Origin of the sequence: Mycobacterium sp. 3519A, assembly GCF_900240945.1 — a bacterium.
In the GTDB taxonomy this organism is placed as follows: Bacteria; Actinomycetota; Actinomycetes; order Mycobacteriales; family Mycobacteriaceae; genus Mycobacterium.
In genome coordinates this window covers 2709129-2728883 of the sequence record NZ_OESG01000013.1, presented here as the reverse complement: position 1 = coordinate 2728883, position 19755 = coordinate 2709129, and the positions used below count along the sequence as shown (strand labels likewise).

Genomic DNA, 19755 nt, shown 5'->3' with positions numbered 1-19755 from the left:
AGTCAAGTTCGCGGCAACCGCTACCGATCCCAAACTTTGTCGGCCGACGCAGGTACGGTTCCTCGGCGATGCGGTCATTCACTGTTGAGGAGCGGCGGGCACGCCTCGCGCGCAGGCATTTCCTCGCCCAGCCGGCGGACTCGATCGACCATGCGGTGGCAGACCTCGTCGGCCTGCACGCCACCGATCCGGCCACGCCGTACCTGTCGCTGTGGGCACGGCTCAGCGGTTTCACCGTCCGCGATCTGGACACCGAACTCTACGAACGCCGCACGCTGCTCAAGCACCTCGCGATGCGGCGCACCCTGTGGACGGTGCGAGCCGCAGACCTGCGGCTGATCCAGTCCGCGGCCAGCGACCGGGTGGCCGACAACGAGCGCAGGCGGCTGGTCGCCGACGCGCAGAAGGCGGGGATCGCGGAGGACGGCGCCGCGTGGCTGGACACCGCCTGCGCCGCGGTGCTGCGACACCTCGGCGAGCACGGCGCGGCCAGCGCAAAGGAACTGCGCGAGGCGCTGCCCGAGCTGGCGGGACGCTACGACTATGCGCCCGGCAAGCGGTGGGGTGGCGAAACACCCTTGGCGCCAAGGGTTTTGACGGTGCTTTCGGTACGCGGCGACGTCGTGCGGGGGCCCAATGACGGCGCGTGGACGGTGTCGCGGCCACGGTGGACGCCGATGGGCGATTGGCTGTCGTCGGGCGTCACGTCCGAGACGCCGGAGGCGGCGCGCGCCGAGTTGGTGCGAAGGTGGCTGCGCACGTTCGGGCCCGCCACCGAGGCCGACGTCAAGTGGTGGTTCGGCAACACGCTGACGTGGGCGCGGCACGCGCTGCGGGACATCGACGCGGTCGAGGTCGACCTCGACGGCACGCCCGGCTATGCGCTGCCCGACGATCTCGACACCGAAGCCGACGTTGAACCGTGGTGTGCGCTGCTGCCTGGTCTCGACGTCACGACGATGGGCTGGTACGGCAGGGACTGGTATCTCGGCGGGCACCGCGGCCAGGTGTTCGACACCAATGGCAATGGCGGTCCGACGGCGTGGTGGAACGGGCGGATCGTCGGCGGGTGGGGTCAGGACGACGCCGGCCGGGTGGAACTGCGACTACTGGAGAGTGTCAGCCGCGATGCGAGGCGGGCGCTGACTAAGCGGGCCGAGGAGTTGACGGCGTGGCTGGACGGGATTCGGGTCAGCCCGCGCTTCCCGTCGCCGTTGTCTCGCGGCTAGTTCACTCTGCGTCTATGGCGCACAAATGCGCGAGAGGACATCCCTGAGCGCAGAGTCAACGACTCGTCGCCGCGCAAGGCGTCACTTGTCTTTGTCGCGGAGCTGGGCCCACAGCTCACAGCGGCGCTGGGCCCACTCGACGACGACGCCGGTGACCACCGCGGCCACCGATGTCGCAATGAAGAACGTCATAGCCAACAAGCATCGCGTCGGCAGCCGTCAGCGTCTGCACAGCTAGCGCCCCATTCGCGCTACCTGCTAGCGGTAACTACGCGCTGACCTTGCGGCCGCGTTTCGTCGGCTTGGGCCTCGGCACGTCGAGTATCTCGGCGAGAAAATGCCCGGTATAGCTGTCGGGGTTGGCGGCTACTTCCTCCGGCGTGCCCGCCGCGACCACCGTGCCGCCGCCTGCACCGCCTTCGGGACCCATGTCGATGATCCAGTCCGACGTCTTGATCACGTCGAGGTTGTGCTCGATGACGATCACCGAATTGCCCTTGTCGACGAGGCCATTGATGACGCCGAGCAGCTTGCGGATGTCCTCGAAGTGCAGTCCGGTGGTCGGCTCGTCGAGGATGTACACGGTGCGTCCGGTCGACCGCTTCTGCAGTTCCGAGGCCAGCTTCACCCGCTGCGCCTCACCGCCCGACAACGTCGGCGCGGGCTGCCCCAGCCGCACATATCCAAGTCCGACGTCGACCAGCGTCTGCAGGTACCGGTGGATCGAGCTGATCGGCGCGAAGAATTCCGCCGCATCCTCGATCGACATGTCGAGCACCTCGGCGATGGTCTTGCCCTTGTAGTGCACCTCGAGCGTTTCCCTGTTGTACCGGGCGCCCTGGCAGACCTCGCACGGCACGTACACGTCGGGCAGGAAGTTCATCTCGATCTTGATGGTGCCGTCACCCGAACATGCTTCGCAGCGGCCACCTTTGACGTTGAACGAGAAGCGGCCCGGTTGATAGCCCCGCACCTTTGCCTCGGTGGTCGCAGCGAACAGTGTGCGGATCTTGTCGAAAACGCCGGTGTAAGTGGCCGGATTCGACCGTGGGGTGCGGCCGATCGGCGACTGATCGACCCGAACCAGCTTGTCGAGCTTGTCCAGCCCGGTGACGCGGGTGTGCCTGCCCGGCACCTGCCGCGCGCCGTTGAGCTTGTTCGCCAGCACCGAGGCCAGGATGTCGTTGACCAACGTCGACTTGCCGGACCCGGAGACGCCCGTCACCGAGGTCAGCACACCGAGCGGGAACGCCACGTCGATCTCACGCAGGTTGTGCTCGCGCGCACCCACCACCGTGAGTTGACGCTTGCGGTCGGTCGGCCGCCGGATGGCTGGCACCGCGATCTGCTCCTTGCCCGAAAGATACGCTCCGGTAAGCGAATCCGGGTTACGCAACAGTTCGTCGTACGGACCGCTGTGCACGATGCGCCCGCCGTGCTCACCGGCGTACGGCCCGATGTCGACCACCCAGTCGGCGTGCGCGATGGTGTCCAGGTCGTGTTCGACGACGATCAGCGTGTTGCCAAGATCCCTCAGCCGGATCAACGTTTCGATGAGCCTGCGGTTGTCCCGCTGATGCAGGCCGATGGACGGCTCGTCGAGCACATAGAGCACGCCGACCAGTCCCGACCCGATCTGGGTGGCCAACCGAATGCGTTGCGCCTCACCGCCGGAGAGCGTGGCCGCGGCCCGCGACAACGACAGATAGTCGAGCCCGACATCGAGCAGGAAGCCCAGCCGCGACTGGATCTCCTTGAGTACCTGCCCGGCGATCGCCTGCTCGCGCGGCCCGAGCGTCAGCGCGTTGAGGAATTGCGAACAATCGGCTATCGACAGTTCGGCGACCTCGGCGATGGACTTGTGCTCGCTGTCCGCCGCCAGCGTCACCGCCAGAATCTCCGGCTTCAGCCTGGTGCCCTCGCACTCCGGGCACGGCACGTCGCGCATGAAGCCCTCGTAGCGCTCCTTCATCTGCTCGGAGTCGGTCTGCTCCATCTTGCGCTGCAGGAACGCCATCACGCCTTCGAAATCGGCGTAGTACGAACGGGTTCGGCCGTACCGGTTGCGATACCGGACGTGCACCTGCTCGTCGCAGCCCTCGAGAATCGCCCTGCGCGCCTTGGCGGGCAGCTTCTTCCACGGGGTGTCGACGTCGAAACCGAGTTGGTCGCCGAGGCCCGCCAGCATCCGGGTGAAGTACTCGGCGGTCTGCCCCATCGACCACGGCGCGATGGCGCCCTCGGCGAGGGTCAGGTCCGGGTCGGGCACGACGAGGTCCGGGTCGACCTCCTTCTTGATACCGAGGCCGGTGCACTCGGGGCACGCGCCGTACGGCGAGTTGAACGAGAACGACCGTGGCTCCAGGTCGTCGACGGCCAACGGGTGCCCGTTCGGGCAGGCCAGTTTCTCCGAGAAGCGCTGTTCGCGATGCGGGTGGTCGTCCTCGCGGTCGACGAACTCGAGCACCACGATGCCGTCGGCCAGGTTCAGCGCCGTCTCCACCGAGTCGGTCAACCGTTGCTTGGCACTGGCCTTGACGGTCAGGCGGTCGACGACCACCTCGATATCGTGTTTCTCCTGCTTCTTCAGCTTCGGCGGGTCGGTCAGCGAGTGCACCACCCCGTCCACCCGCACCCGGCTGTATCCCTGCGAGTTGAGTTTGTCGAACAGGTCGACGAACTCGCCCTTGCGGGTGCGCACCACCGGGGCCAGCACCTGGAACCGCAGCCCCTCGTCCATGGCGAGCACCTGGTCGACGATCTGCTGCGGGGTCTGGCGGGCGATCCGCTCACCGCACACCGGACAGTGCGGCGTACCGGCCCGCGCATAGAGCAGACGCAGGTAGTCGTACACCTCGGTGATGGTGCCCACGGTCGAGCGCGGGTTGCGGTTGGTGGACTTCTGGTCGATGGACACCGCGGGCGACAAACCCTCGATGAAGTCGACGTCGGGTTTGTCCATCTGGCCGAGGAACTGCCGCGCGTATGCGGACAGCGACTCCACGTAGCGGCGCTGCCCTTCGGCGAAGATCGTGTCGAACGCCAACGACGACTTACCGGAACCGGACAATCCGGTGAAAACGATCAGCGCGTCACGTGGTAGATCAAGATCAATGCTCCGCAGATTGTGCTCACGCGCACCCTTGATGATCAGGCGGTCTGCCAACTGTTTCCTCCCGCAGACAGAAGTCATGCCCATGCTATGTCCCCCCACCGACAAGTTCGCGGGCGCTGTCGGCCGCTTGTAGCGTGAGCAGCATGACTACCGTCGATGACAACTACACCGGCCACGTAGATCCCCGAACCGCGGCGCGGCGCACGCTGCCCGGCGCGTCGATCGTGAAGGTCTCCGTGGGCCCGATGGACAACAACGCCTACCTGGTCACGTGTTCCCAGACCGGCGAAACGCTACTCATCGACGCCGCCAACGACGCCGAGATACTGCTCGAGCTGATCGAGGCCTACGCGCCCAAGCTGTCGCTGATCGTCACCAGCCACCAGCACCAGGACCACTGGCTGGCGCTCGAGCAGGTCGCCAAGGCCACCGGGGTGCCGACCGCCGCACACCAGCTGGACTCCGGACCGCTGCCGGTCAAGCCGCAGCGCACGCTGGCCCACGGCGACACCGTCAAGATCGGCCAACTGTCCTTCGATGTCATCCACCTGCAGGGCCACACCCCAGGTTCGGTGGCGCTGGCCCTGACCGGCGCCGACGAGGCCACCCATCTGTTCACCGGCGACTGCCTTTTCCCTGGCGGTGTCGGCAAGACGTGGAAGGAAGGCGACTTCGAGACGCTGCTCGGCGGCGTCACCAGCCGGGTGTTCGACGTCTACGGCGATTCGACGGTGGTCTACCCGGGCCACGGCGACGACACCACCCTCGGCGCGGAGCGCCCACATCTCGACGAGTGGAAGCAGCGCGGCTGGTAGCCGCTGGACGGCCCGGGCTCACCAGGCGACGGGGAGCCGCTTGATGCCGTGGATGAACGCCGAGTGCAGGATCGCCGGCTCCTCCACCGCGACGATGTCGGGAATCTGGCGGTGCAGTTCTTCGAACAGCACCCGGATTTCCCGACGGGCCAGGTTCGCCCCGAGGCAGAAGTGTGCACCGCCGCCGCCATAGCCGATGTGCGGGTTGGGATCCCGGGTCACGTCGAAGAGCCACGGGTTGCCGAACTTGGCTTCGTCGCGGTTGCCGGAGTTGTACCACAGCGAGACCTTGTCCCCCGCCTTCATCTCGATGCCGTGCATCTCGATGTCCTGAGTTAGGTTGCGCCGCATGAAGATAACCGGCGTCGCCCACCGCACGATCTCCTCGACGGCGGTGGGCGCGACGGCGTCGAAGTCGGCCCACCACTTCTCGCGTTCCTCGGGATAGCGGGTCAGCGCCACCATGCCGTGGCTGATCGCGTTGCGAGTGGTTTCGTTTCCCGCCGCCGACAACAGGATGAAGAACGACGCGATCTCACTGGACGTCAGCCGCTCTCCGTCGACTTCGGCCTGCACCAGACTCGTGGTGAGGTCCTCGTGCGGATCCGCTCGTCGTTGCTCGGCGAGTCGCATGGCGTAGTCGGCCATTTCGACCACCGTCGCCACCACCTCGGCGAATTCGCCGGATACCTCGTCGTCGCCGACGCCCAACATCACTGTGGTCCAGTGGAAGACCTTCTCCTCGTCTTCCTCCGGGATGCCCATCATGTCGCAGATCACTTGGAGCGGTAGCGGACTGGACGCCTCGGCGACGAAGTCGGCTTCGCCGTTGGGATGGTTGGCCACCATGTCGGTGACGATTGCCCGTGCCCGGTCCCGCACGCTCTGCTCGATGCGGGCCACCACCTTCGGCGTGAAGGCCCGGTTGACGATCTTGCGCAGCCGCAGGTGTCGGGGGTCGTCCAGGTTGATCATCGACCCGGCGAACTCCGCTGTCTCGGGCGGCACGTCGTTGAGTGACGTGCTGGTCGGTATCGAGCTGAAGATTTCCGGGTGCCGACTGGCGTGGTGAATGTCGTCGAACCGGGTCAGAGCCCAATGGCCGACGCCCGACGGGAACCCCTCGACCTCCGTCACCTCGAAGAACGCAATGGGCGACTCGCGCCGTAACGTGGCGAACGCGCCATCACGGACGTCGTCGTCGCGGCCCCAGAACTCGAGCGACGCCAGGTCGATGTCGGCGAGCGGAACGTCAGGAGGTGGGACGCCGTTCTCGCGGCGCGTGATCCCGGCCCGGTGCAACGTCGACGTCATAATTGACCCTCCCGCCACTTGGAGTGTCCCACCGCAGACCCGGAATGAGGAGAATTTGAGTGAGCCAGCTGACGGTCGACTGTGCGGGCAACGCTAGATTGCCTGTGAGCCGACGAGGACGAAAGGGCAGACATGAACACCGCACAGTTTGAGAAGGCCAAGAACGGCGCCGGATTCATCGCCGCACTGGACCAGAGCGGCGGCAGCACGCCCAAGGCATTGAAGCTCTACGGCATCGGTGAGGACGCGTACTCCGGCGACGAGCAAATGTTCGACCTCGTGCACGAGATGCGGACCCGCATCATCACCAGCCCCGTCTTCGACGGAGACCGCATCATGGGCGCGATCCTGTTCGAGATGACGATGGACCGCACCATCGACGGCAGGCCGTCCGCCGACTACCTGTGGAACGTGAAGAACATCGTGCCGTTCCTGAAGATCGACAAGGGCCTGGCCGAGGAGAAGGACGGCGCCCAGGTGATGAAGCCGATGCCTGGCCTCGACGCCCTGCTGGATCGCGCTGTCGAGAACGGCGTGTTCGGCACCAAGGAGCGCTCGGTCATCAAGTTGCCCGGCGCCGGCCTCGATGCGGTCGTCGAGCAGCAGTTCGAGGTGGCCCAGCAGGTGTTGGCCAAGGGCCTGGTGCCGATCATCGAGCCCGAAGTCGACATCCACAGCCCGCGCAAGGCCGAGGCCGAGGACCAGTTGAAGGCCGCTCTTTTGGACGGCGTCAACAAGCTCAGCGACGATCAGGCCGTCATGCTGAAGCTGACGCTGCCCGACACCGACAACCTGTACGCCGAACTGGTCGCGCACCCCAAGGTGGTCCGGGTGGTGGCGCTGTCCGGCGGTTACAGCCGCGCCGAGGCGTGCGAGAAGCTCGCGCGCAACAACGGTGTGATCGCCAGCTTCTCGCGGGCGCTGACCGAAGGGCTGACCGCGCAGCAGAGCGATCAGGAGTTCAACGCGACGCTGGATTCAGCGATCGCCGAGATCGCGAAGGCGTCGAGTACGTAAAGCCGATATCACGGGGTGGTGTGGACGATGAGCACGTCGGTCTTCGACCGGCGTGCCACGTTGGCAGGCACCGAACCGAGCAACCGCCCGGCGATGGTGCTCAGGCCGACGTTGCCCACCACGAGCAAATCGGCGTTGACTTCAGCCGCCAGATCGACGAGCGCGTCAACGGGGGCGCCGACGATCGCCTTCTCTTCGACGTTCTTCGCACCGGCGGCCGTGGCGCGGTCCCTGGCCTCGCGCAGGATGGCGTAGATCGGCGCGTTGCCCGCCATCTTGTAGCCCTCGTCCTTGAGCACGTCCGCCGCGCGCTGATCCTCACTCTGGGGGAAGTAGGCGGTGGCGACGATCACCGTCGCATCCGACCCGGCGGCGATCTGGCCGGCCTTGTCCACCGCGCGCAACGACGAATCTGATCCGTCCGTGCCGACGACGATGGTGGTGTAGCCGCTCATCCAAATCCTCCCAGTGTCAGTTACAACGCCACCCGAGACAGTAACCCGTTGCCCGTTGACCAGGGGCACGATTCACGACACCAGATGGTAACCGTGAGTTGGGCCGCAAGCGCACCTCAAGTGATGGAAGTGACGCCGTTGCTGACTCGAACGCCCGTGTCGCAACGGTATTGCCAACGTGATCCAGATCAAACATCTGAACGCGCCACGGCCACAACGGAAGTCGGGGGCCGGTCCTACGACAGCGTCAAAATTTGAGGTGGTAGCGGTCTTTCGCGAGCGGGTGGAGATCTCGATCACATAGTCGAACGATGGCGATTCGACCTCAGGTGGTGAAGTCGACCCGTTGCGGGGTAACCGTCCAGTGTGACCGCCGCCGACTTCGTCCCCGACACCCGCGACCTCGACACCCTGGAAGAGGCTTCGCACGGCTGCAAGGGCTGCGACCTGTACATCAACGCCACCCAGACGGTGTTCGGCGCGGGTGCGCGGGATGCCGACATGATGCTCGTCGGTGAGCAGCCTGGCGATCAGGAGGACAAGGCGGGCGCCCCGTTCGTGGGACCCGCGGGCAGGCTGCTGGACAGGGCGCTCGCCGCGGCGGGCGTCGACAGGGACCGGCTGTACGTCACCAACGCGGTCAAGCACTTCAAGTTCACCCTGGCCGAGCGCGGTAAGCGCCGGATTCACAAGACCCCGAGCCGCACCGAGGTGGTCGCGTGCCGACCCTGGCTGTTCGCGGAGATGATGTCGGTCGAGCCCGACGTGGTGGTGCTGCTCGGCGCGACGGCGGCGAAATCGTTGATGGGCAACGACTTTCGATTGACTCAGCATCGAGGCGAAGCGTTGCACCTGCCCGAGACCGAGGTTTTCGATCCGCGCGTGGCGGTGACGGTGCATCCGTCCTCTGTGCTGCGGGGGCCGCCTGAGGACAGGGAGAAGGCGTTCGAGGGGCTGGTGTCGGACCTGCGGTTCGCGGCCGGGCTGCTGCGCGGCTAATACAGGTCGACGCGACGGTCGTCGAACAGGTGAACGTGTTCGGTCAGCGTCTTGTCGTGCGTGGCGGTCAGGTCGACATCGGCGACGGCCATCGCCGCGCCAGGGCCCGCCGAGGCGACGACCCACCCGTCGGGGTCGATGATCGCGGTGCCCTCGGTCCACGGTTGGCCGCGCTCGACGCCCGCGCGGTCACAGCATGCGACGGCGATTTTGTTGGTCCTGGCCGTCGACATGGCGGTGATCACCTCGCCGGGACGCTCCCCCTCCGGCCGCGGGAACAGCGGCCAGTTCACCGGGGCAGCGATCAGTTCCGCACCGTCGAGTGCCACCCGCCGGGTCAGTTCGCCGAACTCGACGTCGTAGCAGACCATGACCGCGATCGCCCCGTGCCGGGTCTTGATGACCGGCGGCAGTACGCCACCCGGAGTGAAGATGAACTTCTCGCGGTCCCACAGATGCGTTTTGCGATACGTGGCGACCACCCCGTCCGCGTCGACCATGACCGCGGTGTTGTACAGCCGCTCGTCGTCGCCGAGTTCGCAGACGCCCGCGATGACGATCGAATCGCCTGCGACCGCAGACCATTTGGCGAACGTCGGGTGCGCGGGTGTCACCGCGACCGCCCGCGCCTCTTCGGCATCGGTGAGCATGTATCCGGACGTGGCAAGCTCGGGAAGCACCACGATGTCCCCGCCTGCCGACACCGCCTCACGAATCTGCTCCTCGATCAACTCCGTGTTGGCAGCCAACTCGCCGATCTTCGGGTCGATCTGGCAGCACGCGATCCTGACCATGGTGGGAGGTTACGTCAAGACGGCCCGTCGCGAGCGCTGGACAGATTGTCCACTGCATCGTCACCAGTTGGACATCTTCGCCATGGCGCGGCGGCGGGGTGCGGCGCAAGGTATGTCCCGTGGAATCTCCCGCCGCCAGCAGGATCGAAACGCGGTCCATCGACTACGTCCCTGACGACGAACGCCACGGCAAGGTCAGCCACCAGGGCCCGTTCTGGTTCGTCGGGAACTTCCAGCCCTTCACGCTGGCGCTCGGGTTCGTCGGCCCGAGCCTCGGACTGTCGCTGTGGTGGAGCATCGTCGCGGGCATCGCAGGCATCGCGTTCGGCACCCTGTTCATGGCCTTTCACGCCACCCAGGGACCGGTGCTCGGGTTGCCGCAGATGATCCAGTCCCGCGCTCAGTTCGGGTTCCGCGGTGTGCTGCTTCCGCTGATCGGCACATTGTTCACGTTCGTCGGCTTCAACGTTGTCGACGTCGTGATCATCAAGTCGGGCCTGCAATCGATCTTCGGCTGGAACCCGGTCGTGGTGGCTGCGGCCATCACCGTGGTCGCGGCGCTGCTCGCCATCTACGGACACGACCTGCTGCACAAGTCGTTCCGCATTCTGTTCTGGATTTCGTTGCCGCTGTGGGTCATTCTGACCGTCCGCGTGGTGTTCGGTGGCGTCGGAGGTGGCCCGCCGGCCGCCGCCGCGTTCTCCTGGGTCGGCTTCCTGGCGCAGTTCGGTGTCGCAGCCTCGTACAACATCACCTATGCGCCCTACGTCTCCGACTACAGCCGCTACCTGCCCCGCAACACCAAACCGTCCTCGATCATCGCGTCGGTGTTCATCGGGGCTGCGGGTTCGCCCGCCTGGTTGATCCCGATCGGGGCGTGGATGGCGACGTATCTCGGCGCCAGTGACGCGTTGGCGGGCATCAACGAAACCGGTAACGCGGCGGCATGGCATCTCGGCGGCGTGCTCGCGGTCGTGTCCACGCTGGTGCTGGTGGCCACCATGGGCCTGAACGCCTACAGCGGAATGCTCACGGTGGTAACGGCTTTGGACTCGCTGCGGCCGGTCCGGCCCACTCGACGGCTGCGGGTGGTGACGATCGTCGTGTTGGCCGTCGCATGGTTCGTGATGAGCCTGCTGCTGACCAACGCGACGACGGCGCTCAACACCACGCTGCTGATCATGCTGTACCTGCTGGTTCCGTGGACCGCGGTGAACCTCACCGACTACTTCTTCGTGCGACGCGGTCACTACGCGATCGCCGACCTGTTCACCCCTGACGGCATCTACGGGGCATGGTCATGGCGGGGTATCACCGCGTTTCTGGTCGGCATCCTCGCCGAGATCCCGTTCGTGGTGCTGCCGTTCTTCACCGGCCCGGTCGCGGCGGCGATGGGCGACGTCGACATCGCGTTCGCCGTCGGACTGCTGGTCTCCGGTATTGTCTACGTGCTGCTCACCCGATCTCTCGACGTGACGCACGAGTTGGCGCTGATCGAGGCGGACCCGGTCAGCTAGCAACCCCAGGCGGCAGGCGGTATCCACTGCGATACGGCGGGCGGCACCCAATACCCCACGCCGCACTGTGCGGGCGGCGCCCAGCCGCCGTCCCACCGGCCGTTCCAGTCGTCGTCGTCCCAATCCCAGCCGTGGCCGTGGCCGTGGCCATGGTCGAGTTTCCACGTCATACCCGGCGTGCTCGGCACCGGTTGGTCGGCGCTGGCGACACCGCTGCTGGCACCCACTGCGGCGACGGCGAATGCTGACACGATCGCCGCTGCGGCCCCGATTCTCTTCACGCTCACGATCAATTCTCCACTGGTGCAGCAAAATTGAGTATCCGACCCGTGGTCCATCCTAATCTCCTTCGTGCCCGCTGGGTATCCGCTGTGGACACGAACTCACCGGCAAAATTGACGCAGACGTACGCAGCTATAGCATCAACGTTGCTGAGCGCCAGCGCTTTTGGCTATGGGCGCTTGCCGGGCAACGGGATCGGCACATTGACGACGTCGACACGCAAACACCTGCGGGCAGTCAGCCGTACAACTCCTCGAAGCGCTGGATCGACCGCTCGATGTCGCCCTTCACCGCTCGCGCCGCCGCCGCTCCGATCGGCCCGAACAGCGGCCTGCCACCGAGTTCGAGCTTGAACGTGAACGACGACCCCGAGGCCGTCGGCGTGACCGTCATCCGCAGCCCATACTTCGTGCCGCCGACTCCCTCGCCGGTCATCTCGAGTAGCCGCGGCGGATCGACTTGCCGCACCGTCCACGTGACGCGGTTACGCAAACCTTTCGCCGCCGCGACGCCGACCAGGGTCACGCCGATGGCGAGTTCGGCCGGTAGCTCGCCGCGCCACCCTTGGTGCATGACCAACCAGTCACCGAGGTCGGCCAGATTGGAGGCATGCGCCCACGCGTCCTCTGGCGGCAGGGACAGGTCGCGGGACAACTCGAGTTTGGCCACGCGCGGCTACCAGGCCGGCTTCTGGTAGACCAGCCAGCGCATCTCGATCGGGCTCTGCTCACGCGGCATGTCGAATACGTCGCGTCCGCTGACCCAGTCCGCGTACCAACTCGTCGGCGGCCAACCGCCGTCCGGCAGATTCGTCATCTCGTACTCGTAGACGGAGTCGTCGGACACCAGCTGCAGGGGTAGACCGGACGCCGCCGATGACAGCTCCTGCACCGTGAAAATCGTTGTGTAGCACTGCTGCCCGAGCTCACGCGCGCCGTCGTCAGGCGTATATCCCGGTTTTGCAAGGAAGATGTTGAACACCAGATGGCCGCCCGCGACCAGGCACTGGGTGGCCAATTCGAACACCGCGCGCAACTGCTGTGCCGACCGGAAGTCCGATACCACTTCGGAAAGCAGTATCAGGCTGTAGTCACGGCGCAGGTCGTCCTCGGTAGAGAAGATGTCGCGTTCGATCACCCGCACGTCGAGTGATTCCTTCGCGGCCTCGGCGCGGATGATCTCGGCGAACTTCGGGGTCATCTCCACCACATCGACCGGATGGCCGCGCCGGGCGAGGGCCAACGTGTTGCGGCCGGTGCCGCCACCGATGTCGAGGACCCGGTGCGTGGACGGATCGAGCGCCTGGCCGGCCAGCGCCGACACCCGCGCATCAGGTTCGGTCCCGAACAGCGGCGGTTTGCGCGTGCTGATCCAGTTCTCGTAGGCACCCTCGACCGTCCACCATTCGGCCCTGACGTGATAGTTGAGCACGGTCCCGACGGGCGCGTCGTAGGTGATCACGATGTTGGATCGCGGCGAATTGGCGTATGCCTCCGCGAGTTGGCCCTCGAGGACTTCCCGGACGTGGGCCATCTGCTCGGCCGTGAACGGCCGGCCCAGCGTCGCGAACAGCGTCTCGCACAGCGATACGTACTGCTCGATCATGCCGGGAACGGCGGGCAGGGTGATCTTTCCGTCGACGACCGACCGTCGGTGCAGTCGCCGGGTCATCGCGTCGCGAATCGAAGGGTTGACCGAGCGAACTCCTGGATTGTCCATCGGTGCAAACGTTAGGTAAGCCGCGGCGGCCGCGCACGACTATTCGGTATCTAGTCCGTCATCGGCACGCCGACGGCATCGCCGCCCTGCGGCCACCCGACAGGTGAGTCTTCCCAGGTTTCCTGCCTGCCGTACGGCGTCAGATCGAGGAACGGATAGCCCGGCGCCGAATGGTCGAGTCCGCGGGCGTACGCCGAGTAAGTGTGGAACACCTCGTCGCCGCGGCGAAGAAAGACGCTGGCGCCAGGCCAGTCTCCGCGCAGCGCGCCGTCGTCGAATCCTGCGTCGTGCAACTCGTCGACGGACATGTAGTTGTACTCGATCGGCGCGCGCTGCGGATCGAGCGTGACGTGGTAGTCGTAGGTGAAATCGTTGTCACGAGATGAATACCAGTCGAATGTCCAGTCGTGCTCGGCCTTGTAGCGCGCGATGCTGGCGTACGGCGCCCTCGACACCGCGGCGAACGTGACTCCCTTGGCGTCGAGCAGCGCGCGGTCGCGTTCGGTGAAGGTGAGATCGGCGGCCATGGTGCAACTGGGGCAACCCTTGTCGATCGCGTCGATCCACATGAAGTGATGAATGTAGAGTTGCGGCCTGCCGTCGAACATGTCGATGAGGCGCAATTCGCCGTCCGGCCCCTCGAACGCGTAGTCCTTCTCGACCTTCACCATCGGCAGCCTGCGGCGCTCGGCGTTGACCGCGTCGCGCAGATGGGTCACCTCGCGCTCGCGGGCCAGCAGTTTCTTGCGGGCGGCGACCCAGTCCTCCCGCGTGGTGACCTCGGGGTAGGCGGCAGGGGTAACGGGCATGGTCATTCTCCTCACGGTTGAGCCTCACGAATATGGACTCCGCGGAGGCTCGAAAGTCATCGCGCACTGGACTTGTCAGCGGCGAAGACGTGTCTATGGTGGTGAATATGCCGACAAAGGTGTCGATGATGGGCACCGCCGCGGTGGCAGTCGCACTGAGTGCAGGATGTGCGGACGACCCGACAATGGCGACGGCCTCGGCGGAACCCTCCTACCCCGGTGGCCCCGGGACGTATTCAGTAGTCATTCCGAACCCCGAATTCACCGGCGGCGCTGAGATTCTCCGGGCCACGCTGCCCGAGCAGTGGTCTGTCATCGAGGACTCGGATGCCCCCGCAACGCGGGGTCTGATCGGCTACGCCGCCGGCGGCAACCTGGATATACCGCTGCGGTTCGACGTCGCATTCGAAGGCACGATCGAGGACTTGCAGCCGCCCGCCGAGACCGCTTGCTACCACCACGGCGACCCGCCGCATCCCGCGGCCAGCGTCGAGGACATCACCGCGCAAACCGGTGACGGCACGCCCCGCCGCAAGATGGGCGATCGCACCGCCGACTACCGCGTGTGGCGGGCGAACTGTCCGGACGAATTCACGACGACGCAGATCCACCAGGCGTGGTTGCTGCCGGATTCCGACATCGCGATCTACGAACAGCGGCCGACCGAGTTCAACAACACGGTGGTGGAGAGCATGCAATTGCTGCGCTGAGCGCGGCAGGCGGATGCAAAAATCGGGCATGATTTCCTACGCCCGACGCGAGGCGCGCCGATGAACCTTCTGCTGGCCGATCCGCCGTTCTTCGGCGGCCCCGGACAAGGCACACGACAAATCGTGGAATTGTTCGTCGCCTTCGGCCTCACCTCGTTGATCGGCCTGGAACGCGAGATCCAGGGCAAGAGCGCCGGCGTGCGCACCCAGACCATCGTCGGAACCGCGGCCGCTCTGATCCTGCTGGTCAGCAAGTACGGATTCACAGATGTGCTGCAGGACGGCCTGGTGGTCGTCGACCCGTCCCGGGTGGCAGCCCAAATAGTTTCCGGCATAGGCTTTCTCGGCGCGGGCATCATCATCTTCCGGCGCGGCTCCGTGCACGGCCTCACCACCGCGGCAGCAGTCTGGGAGTCCGCTGCCATCGGGATGGCGGCAGGCTCCGGCTTGCTGCTGCTGGCGGTCACCGTGACCGCGATGCACTTCCTCATCATCGTCGGGTTCATGCCGTTGGCCAAGCGGTTGTCAGCGCGGTTGGCCGGCTCGGTCACCATGCACGTCACCTACGACGAAGGGCGCGGCGTGATGAGCAAGTTGTTGCAGGCGTGCGACCGCCGCCAGTGGCAACTCACCGAGCTTGCCACCGACACCACGGGCGAGCGGGTCGCCGCGGGCAGCGCCGGTGTCCTGCTGACCCTGTCCGGCAGGGGCATTCTGGCGGCGCCAACGGTACTGGCCGGCATCGAAGGCGTGACCTCGATCCGCCAACTCGACGACGAACCCGACTAGATTGATCATGTGCCCATTGGTCTGATCTGCGCCATACCCCAAGAACTCGCCCACCTCCGCGCGGTCCTGACCGACCCGCAAAGCGAACACATTGCGCACACCGTCTTCGACACCGGCACCATCGACGGACATGAAGTGGTGCTGGCGGGGTCGGGAATGGGCAAGGTCAATGCCGCGCTTGTCACCACCCTGCTGGCGGACCGGTTTGCCTGCCGCACCGTCGTTTTCTCGGGCGTGGCGGGCGGACTCGATCCCCGACTGGCCATCGGAGACATCGTCATCGCGGATTACGTCATTCAGCACGATGCCGGGTTGCTTGAAAACGAGCGAGTGCAGACCTACCAACCCGGGTACGCGCCCGTCATCAACCCGACGGACCGTCTGGGCTATCGAGTCGACGCCGCACTGCTCGACCGCGTCAAGCAACGTTTGGCGGATCTGTCGATAACCGACCAAATCAGTTACGGCACAGTGCTGTCCGGTGATCAATACCTGAACTGCGAAACCACGCGGCAACGGTTGCTGACCGAGTTCGGCGGTAAGGCAGTCGAGATGGAAGGTGGCGCAGTGGCTCAGGTCTGTGAGGCGTTCGCCATTCCGTGGCTGGTCATCCGTGCGCTGTCCGACCTCGCAGGCGGCGACGCGCTCTTCGATTTCACCGCGTTCGTCGACCGCGCAGCGCAGTCCTCGGCGGCGATTCTGCAGCGCCTGCTGCCGGTGCTGTAGGCGTCAACTCACCGACAGTCCCGTCAGACCGAAGGTGACGGGATCTTGTGAGTTCCCTTCGGCTTGACTTGATGGCGCGACCATCGTCGCTTTTAGGATTACGCTCGTTACTCTACGACGCAGCGGCAGCGTGCCGCGCCCGGGAAAGGACCCCTCGATGGCAAGTCAGCAGGCAACGGAGTTCGCGAATTTCCTTGCGAGCCTCAGCCGCAATTCGACGACCCCGGACTCTCCCTTGACGGCAGTGCGCCACGCCGCTGAAAGCATCCATCAAGCGAGCAGGGAGCCCGAGGGGGTCACCTATGCGGAGGTCGATGCCGGTGGCGTCGAAGCGTTGTGGTGCATTCCCACCGACAGCGCACCGGACGCCGTGTTGTTGCACACCCACATGGGCGGAAGTGTGCTCATGTCAATGCATTCCGACCGAAAAGCGGCTGCGCACCTTGCGAAAGCGGCGGGCGCCCGCTCGTTGGTGCTGAACTTTCGACGGTCACCCGAGCACAAGTACCCGGCACAGGTCGAGGACGTCGTCAACGCCTACCACTGGCTGTTGGAGCAGGGCTACCAGCCCCCCAGGATCGCCAGTGTCGGCCATTCGATCGGCGGCTATCTCGCGTTCGCGCTGGCGCTGCGCTTGCGGGACGCCGGTGAGGCCTTGCCGGGGGCAATCCTGTCGATCTCCCCTTGGGCCGATGTCACGCTGTCAGGCGCATCGATCAAGGACAACGCCCATTTGGACATGCTCCTCAACCGCGATCTGATGGAGCTCTTCCGGTCGTGCTGGCTCGATGGGACGGGCGTGGCATGGACGGATCCACAGGTGAATCTGCTGTCCGCCTCGTTGTCCGGGTTGCCAAGCACCGCCATCTATTACGGCGAATTCGAACTGCTGGCGTCCGACGCCGTCGCCTTGTCGGCACGGGCGAAGGAGGCCGGAGTCGACGTCGTACTGCGGCAGGTCGACGAAGGTCAGCACTCGTTCATCATGGGCGCGGGCCGCGTTCCCGAAGTCGATCTGGCGATCGACGAAATGGGAAGCTGGCTGCGGTCCAGCCTCGGACTCCGCTCAGCCGTCGCTTGAGCCGAATAATGGCGAACCAGAATTACGTACTGGGCCATTCCCACCCCGAGATCGACCGTCTCATGCGGCAAGCGGAGATGTTGCGGCCCATCACGGAACGACTGCTGGTGGCAGCCGGTATCGAGCCCGGCATGCGTGTGCTCGACATCGGCTGCGGGCCAGGTGATGTTTCGCTACTGATCGCAGACCTGGTCGGACCGACGGGCAGTGTGGTCGGCATCGATCGCAGCGAGGCTGCTCTCGATATCGCTCGAGAGCGATTCCGCCATCTCGGCCAGAGCAACGTCGAGTTCATCCGGTGTGACCTCGAGACATACGTCGGTCCGGCAGATTTCGACGCCGCGGTATGCCGATACGTGCTGATCCACCAGGCGGATCCCGCTGCCTTCTTGCGGGCTACCCGTCGACTGGTGAGAACCGGTGGCGTCATCGCCCTTCACGAGATGGACGTCACGCGCGGCATTCAGTCGAGTCCACGGATCCCGCTGTTGCACGAGATCTACGACGCGGTGACCTACACCCTCACCCGACAAGGCACGGCATTCGATGTCGGTGGACGGTTCGTCGAGGTGTTCGTCAACGCCGGGCTGCCTGCGCCGCAGATGTTCTCTCAGACGCTTGTCGAGAGCGGCGAGGACTCGGTGTTCTTGACATGGATGGTGGATCTGGCTCGCGAGGTCCTCCCCCACATGATCGCGGCAGGTGCAGTGACCGCCGACCAGGTTCAGATCGACACCTTGTCGGAGCGGCTACGGCACGCGGCGATTGCATCGAGCAGTCAACTCGAGTTCGTTCCGCAGACATGCGCTTGGGCTCGGAATGAGAACGGGACCCGGGCATGCTCGAGGTGATCGATCGCGGAGGCGAAGGCCATACCCGCAGGCACCCATTGGTTTTAGTGCACGGAGCCTGGCATGCGAATTGGTGTTGGGAGGACAACTTCGTCGACTTCTTTGTAGACCGTGGGTTTCGCGTACTGGCGCCCAGCCTCCGTGGGCACGGGAAGAGCGCGTTGGGTAAACCGCTACGGCTGTGTTCGATTCGCGACTATGTCACCGATGTCGCTGCTGTGGTCGAGACGCTTCCGTCGCCACCGATCCTGGTGGGTCATTCCATCGGCGGCTTTGTGGTGCAGAAATACCTGGAGAGTCACGAGGCACCCGCCGCGGTGCTGATGGCTTCGACCCCACCGCGCGGCGGCCAGCTGGGTTCCTTGTTCCGCAGCATACGTCGTCACCCTTGGCGCTCAACGAAATTCGCACTCACCGCCCAACCACGGCACCTGTGCGGCAGCCCCGCAGGCGTCCGAGAGTTGTTCTTCGGCGCCGACGTACCGGCCAGCCTGGTCGATGCGTTCGCCACGCGTATCCAACCCGACAGCACACGGGCGATGATGTTCGATACGGTGGTCGGCGACCTCGTCGACACCAAGAAGATTCACACCCAGATGCTCGTCGTCGGCGGAGAGTGCGACCAGGTTTATCCACCCCGCCATGTACGTCGGACCGCCGCAGCTTACGGAACACAACCCGTCCTTTTCCCCGGCGCCGGCCACGAATTGATGCTCGAACCCCAGTGGAGGGCCGTCGCCGGTTACATCGAAACTTGGCTGGCCGATCGAGGTTTCTGAGATCGACGGATCAGTCGCGCGGAGCGGCTAAGCCGTCGGTCCGCGGTTCGCCGGCTCCGAGACAAGTCGATCGGTTGCCTTGTGCGCAGCGGCGATCACTTCGGTCTGCATCGCGGTGTCAGACATGGCGCGTGCCACCGAGACCGCTCCTACCAGCACGGAAACAATGATCCAGGCCCGCCGCTTTCGGTCGGCGCGGGTGCCATCGAGCGTGTCTGCCATTCGGTCTACCAACACAGACATCCTGTCCTCGCACGCCTTACGGGTACGTGCACTCGCTCGAGCCACATCCGCGCTCAAGGCGGGAATCACACAACCGTCGCCCGGGTTCGTCACGTGATCGTCACTGAGGTACTCCGCAATGAACTTCTTCAGCTGCGACCGCCACTCGGTCTTCGCGCTCGTCTCCGTGTCGGCGAGAAATGACTCACCAGCGGTACAGACGATCGCCTCGAGCATCTCTTCCTTGTTCGCGAAGTTCGAGTAGAAAGCTCCTGACGTGACGCCGGCTGCCGCCGCGAGCCCTTCCACGCCGATCCCGTTGAAGCCGGCCTCGTTCATCGAACGCGTGCCGGCGCGCACCAGCGCGGCGCGTGCCTTGACCTTCTGGTCCGGGGGATACCGCATAACTCCTCGTTTACAACACCCTCAAAAGAACTGTATGAGCCTACCTCCATAGCGTAACTACCGCTATCACATACATGCTGTCAGCTACCGGTAAAAGTCGCTGGATTCCGACGACGCATCCGGCAAG

At 65.2% G+C, this 19755-nt stretch carries 20 protein-coding genes; 11 read left to right on the top strand and 9 right to left on the bottom strand.

The genetic code is table 11. From position 1 onward, the window contains the following. Positions 1–68: 68 nt before the first annotated feature. Complete coding sequence (locus tag C1A30_RS20935; RefSeq protein ID WP_101950013.1) at positions 69–1229, top strand: winged helix DNA-binding domain-containing protein; 1161 nt, start codon at positions 69–71, stop codon at positions 1227–1229. Between the two features lie 268 nt (positions 1230–1497). On the opposite strand, the gene uvrA is transcribed toward C1A30_RS20935, so the two are convergent. Next, positions 1498–4395 carry an excinuclease ABC subunit UvrA gene (gene uvrA / locus C1A30_RS20930; RefSeq protein WP_101950012.1) on the bottom strand — a complete coding sequence of 966 codons (2898 nt, stop codon included), beginning with the start codon at positions 4393–4395 and terminating at the stop codon, positions 1498–1500. A gap of 92 nt (positions 4396–4487) precedes the next feature. Between uvrA and C1A30_RS20925 the strand changes: the two genes are divergently transcribed. Further along, positions 4488–5159, top strand: coding sequence for an MBL fold metallo-hydrolase (locus C1A30_RS20925; RefSeq protein WP_101950011.1), 672 nt, complete (start codon positions 4488–4490; stop codon positions 5157–5159). A gap of 18 nt (positions 5160–5177) precedes the next feature. On the opposite strand, the gene C1A30_RS20920 is transcribed toward C1A30_RS20925, so the two are convergent. Continuing rightward, positions 5178–6473: a cytochrome P450 gene (locus tag C1A30_RS20920; protein ID WP_101950010.1), complete on the bottom strand. Its 1296-nt coding sequence runs from the start codon at positions 6471–6473 to the stop codon at positions 5178–5180. A gap of 132 nt (positions 6474–6605) precedes the next feature. On the opposite strand from C1A30_RS20920, the gene C1A30_RS20915 reads away from it, so the two are divergent. After that, positions 6606–7490 carry a fructose bisphosphate aldolase gene (locus C1A30_RS20915; protein ID WP_101950009.1) on the top strand — a complete coding sequence of 295 codons (885 nt, stop codon included), beginning with the start codon at positions 6606–6608 and terminating at the stop codon, positions 7488–7490. 8 nt (positions 7491–7498) lie between these two features. Here the strand turns inward: C1A30_RS20915 and C1A30_RS20910 are convergent, their stop codons facing one another. Further along, positions 7499–7945 (bottom strand): universal stress protein, encoded by a 447-nt coding sequence (locus C1A30_RS20910; RefSeq protein WP_101950008.1) that lies wholly within the window; start codon positions 7943–7945, stop codon positions 7499–7501. A gap of 366 nt (positions 7946–8311) precedes the next feature. On the opposite strand from C1A30_RS20910, the gene C1A30_RS20905 reads away from it, so the two are divergent. After that, complete coding sequence (locus C1A30_RS20905) at positions 8312–8944, top strand: UdgX family uracil-DNA binding protein (protein ID WP_101950007.1); 633 nt, start codon at positions 8312–8314, stop codon at positions 8942–8944. Here the strand turns inward: C1A30_RS20905 and C1A30_RS20900 are convergent. Next, positions 8941–9738: a nitrilase-related carbon-nitrogen hydrolase gene (locus C1A30_RS20900; RefSeq protein ID WP_101950006.1), complete on the bottom strand. Its 798-nt coding sequence runs from the start codon at positions 9736–9738 to the stop codon at positions 8941–8943. The genes C1A30_RS20905 and C1A30_RS20900 overlap by 4 nt on opposite strands. Before the next feature lie 119 nt (positions 9739–9857). Here C1A30_RS20900 and C1A30_RS20895 point away from each other — a divergent pair, with 119 nt between their 5' ends. Next, the gene (locus C1A30_RS20895) at positions 9858–11255 is read left to right on the top strand and encodes a cytosine permease (protein WP_101950005.1); all 1398 of its coding nucleotides are present in this window, start codon (positions 9858–9860) and stop codon (positions 11253–11255) included. Here the strand turns inward: C1A30_RS20895 and C1A30_RS20890 are convergent. The 4 genes from C1A30_RS20890 to C1A30_RS20875 form a co-directional block, all read right to left on the bottom strand. Beyond that, positions 11252–11542 (bottom strand): hypothetical protein, encoded by a 291-nt coding sequence (locus C1A30_RS20890; RefSeq protein ID WP_101950004.1) that lies wholly within the window; start codon positions 11540–11542, stop codon positions 11252–11254. The two genes, C1A30_RS20895 and C1A30_RS20890, sit on opposite strands and share 4 nt — an antisense overlap. A 232-nt stretch (positions 11543–11774) precedes the next feature. Then, on the bottom strand, positions 11775–12206 hold the full coding sequence (locus C1A30_RS20885; RefSeq protein ID WP_101950003.1) for an SRPBCC family protein: 432 nt from the start codon (positions 12204–12206) through the stop codon (positions 11775–11777). A gap of 6 nt (positions 12207–12212) precedes the next feature. After that, on the bottom strand, positions 12213–13256 hold the full coding sequence (locus tag C1A30_RS20880) for a bifunctional 2-polyprenyl-6-hydroxyphenol methylase/3-demethylubiquinol 3-O-methyltransferase UbiG (protein ID WP_101950002.1): 1044 nt from the start codon (positions 13254–13256) through the stop codon (positions 12213–12215). Between the two features lie 50 nt (positions 13257–13306). Beyond that, the gene (locus C1A30_RS20875) at positions 13307–14071 is read right to left on the bottom strand and encodes a DUF899 domain-containing protein (protein ID WP_235010024.1); all 765 of its coding nucleotides are present in this window, start codon (positions 14069–14071) and stop codon (positions 13307–13309) included. A gap of 101 nt (positions 14072–14172) precedes the next feature. Between C1A30_RS20875 and C1A30_RS20870 the strand changes: the two genes are divergently transcribed. The 6 genes from C1A30_RS20870 (at position 14173) to C1A30_RS20845 (ending at position 19001) form a co-directional block, all read left to right on the top strand. Next, positions 14173–14775 carry a hypothetical protein gene (locus C1A30_RS20870; protein WP_142392636.1) on the top strand — a complete coding sequence of 201 codons (603 nt, stop codon included), beginning with the start codon at positions 14173–14175 and terminating at the stop codon, positions 14773–14775. A gap of 60 nt (positions 14776–14835) precedes the next feature. Next, positions 14836–15564 (top strand): MgtC/SapB family protein, encoded by a 729-nt coding sequence (locus C1A30_RS20865; protein WP_101950000.1) that lies wholly within the window; start codon positions 14836–14838, stop codon positions 15562–15564. A 9-nt stretch (positions 15565–15573) separates the two neighbouring features. After that, positions 15574–16290, top strand: coding sequence for a 5'-methylthioadenosine/adenosylhomocysteine nucleosidase (locus C1A30_RS20860; protein WP_101949999.1), 717 nt, complete (start codon positions 15574–15576; stop codon positions 16288–16290). A 157-nt stretch (positions 16291–16447) separates the two neighbouring features. Continuing rightward, a complete protein-coding gene (locus tag C1A30_RS20855) occupies positions 16448–17371 on the top strand; it encodes an alpha/beta fold hydrolase (protein WP_101949998.1) in 924 nt (307 codons plus the stop codon). An 8-nt stretch (positions 17372–17379) separates the two neighbouring features. Beyond that, positions 17380–18222, top strand: coding sequence for a class I SAM-dependent methyltransferase (locus C1A30_RS20850; RefSeq protein ID WP_101949997.1), 843 nt, complete (start codon positions 17380–17382; stop codon positions 18220–18222). Next, positions 18210–19001: an alpha/beta hydrolase gene (locus C1A30_RS20845; RefSeq protein WP_101949996.1), complete on the top strand. Its 792-nt coding sequence runs from the start codon at positions 18210–18212 to the stop codon at positions 18999–19001. Before C1A30_RS20850 ends, C1A30_RS20845 begins: the two co-directional genes overlap by 13 nt. A 27-nt stretch (positions 19002–19028) precedes the next feature. Here the strand turns inward: C1A30_RS20845 and C1A30_RS20840 are convergent, their stop codons facing one another. Then, a complete protein-coding gene (locus C1A30_RS20840; protein WP_101949995.1) occupies positions 19029–19628 on the bottom strand; it encodes a TetR/AcrR family transcriptional regulator in 600 nt (199 codons plus the stop codon). Positions 19629–19755: the final 127 nt, after the last annotated feature.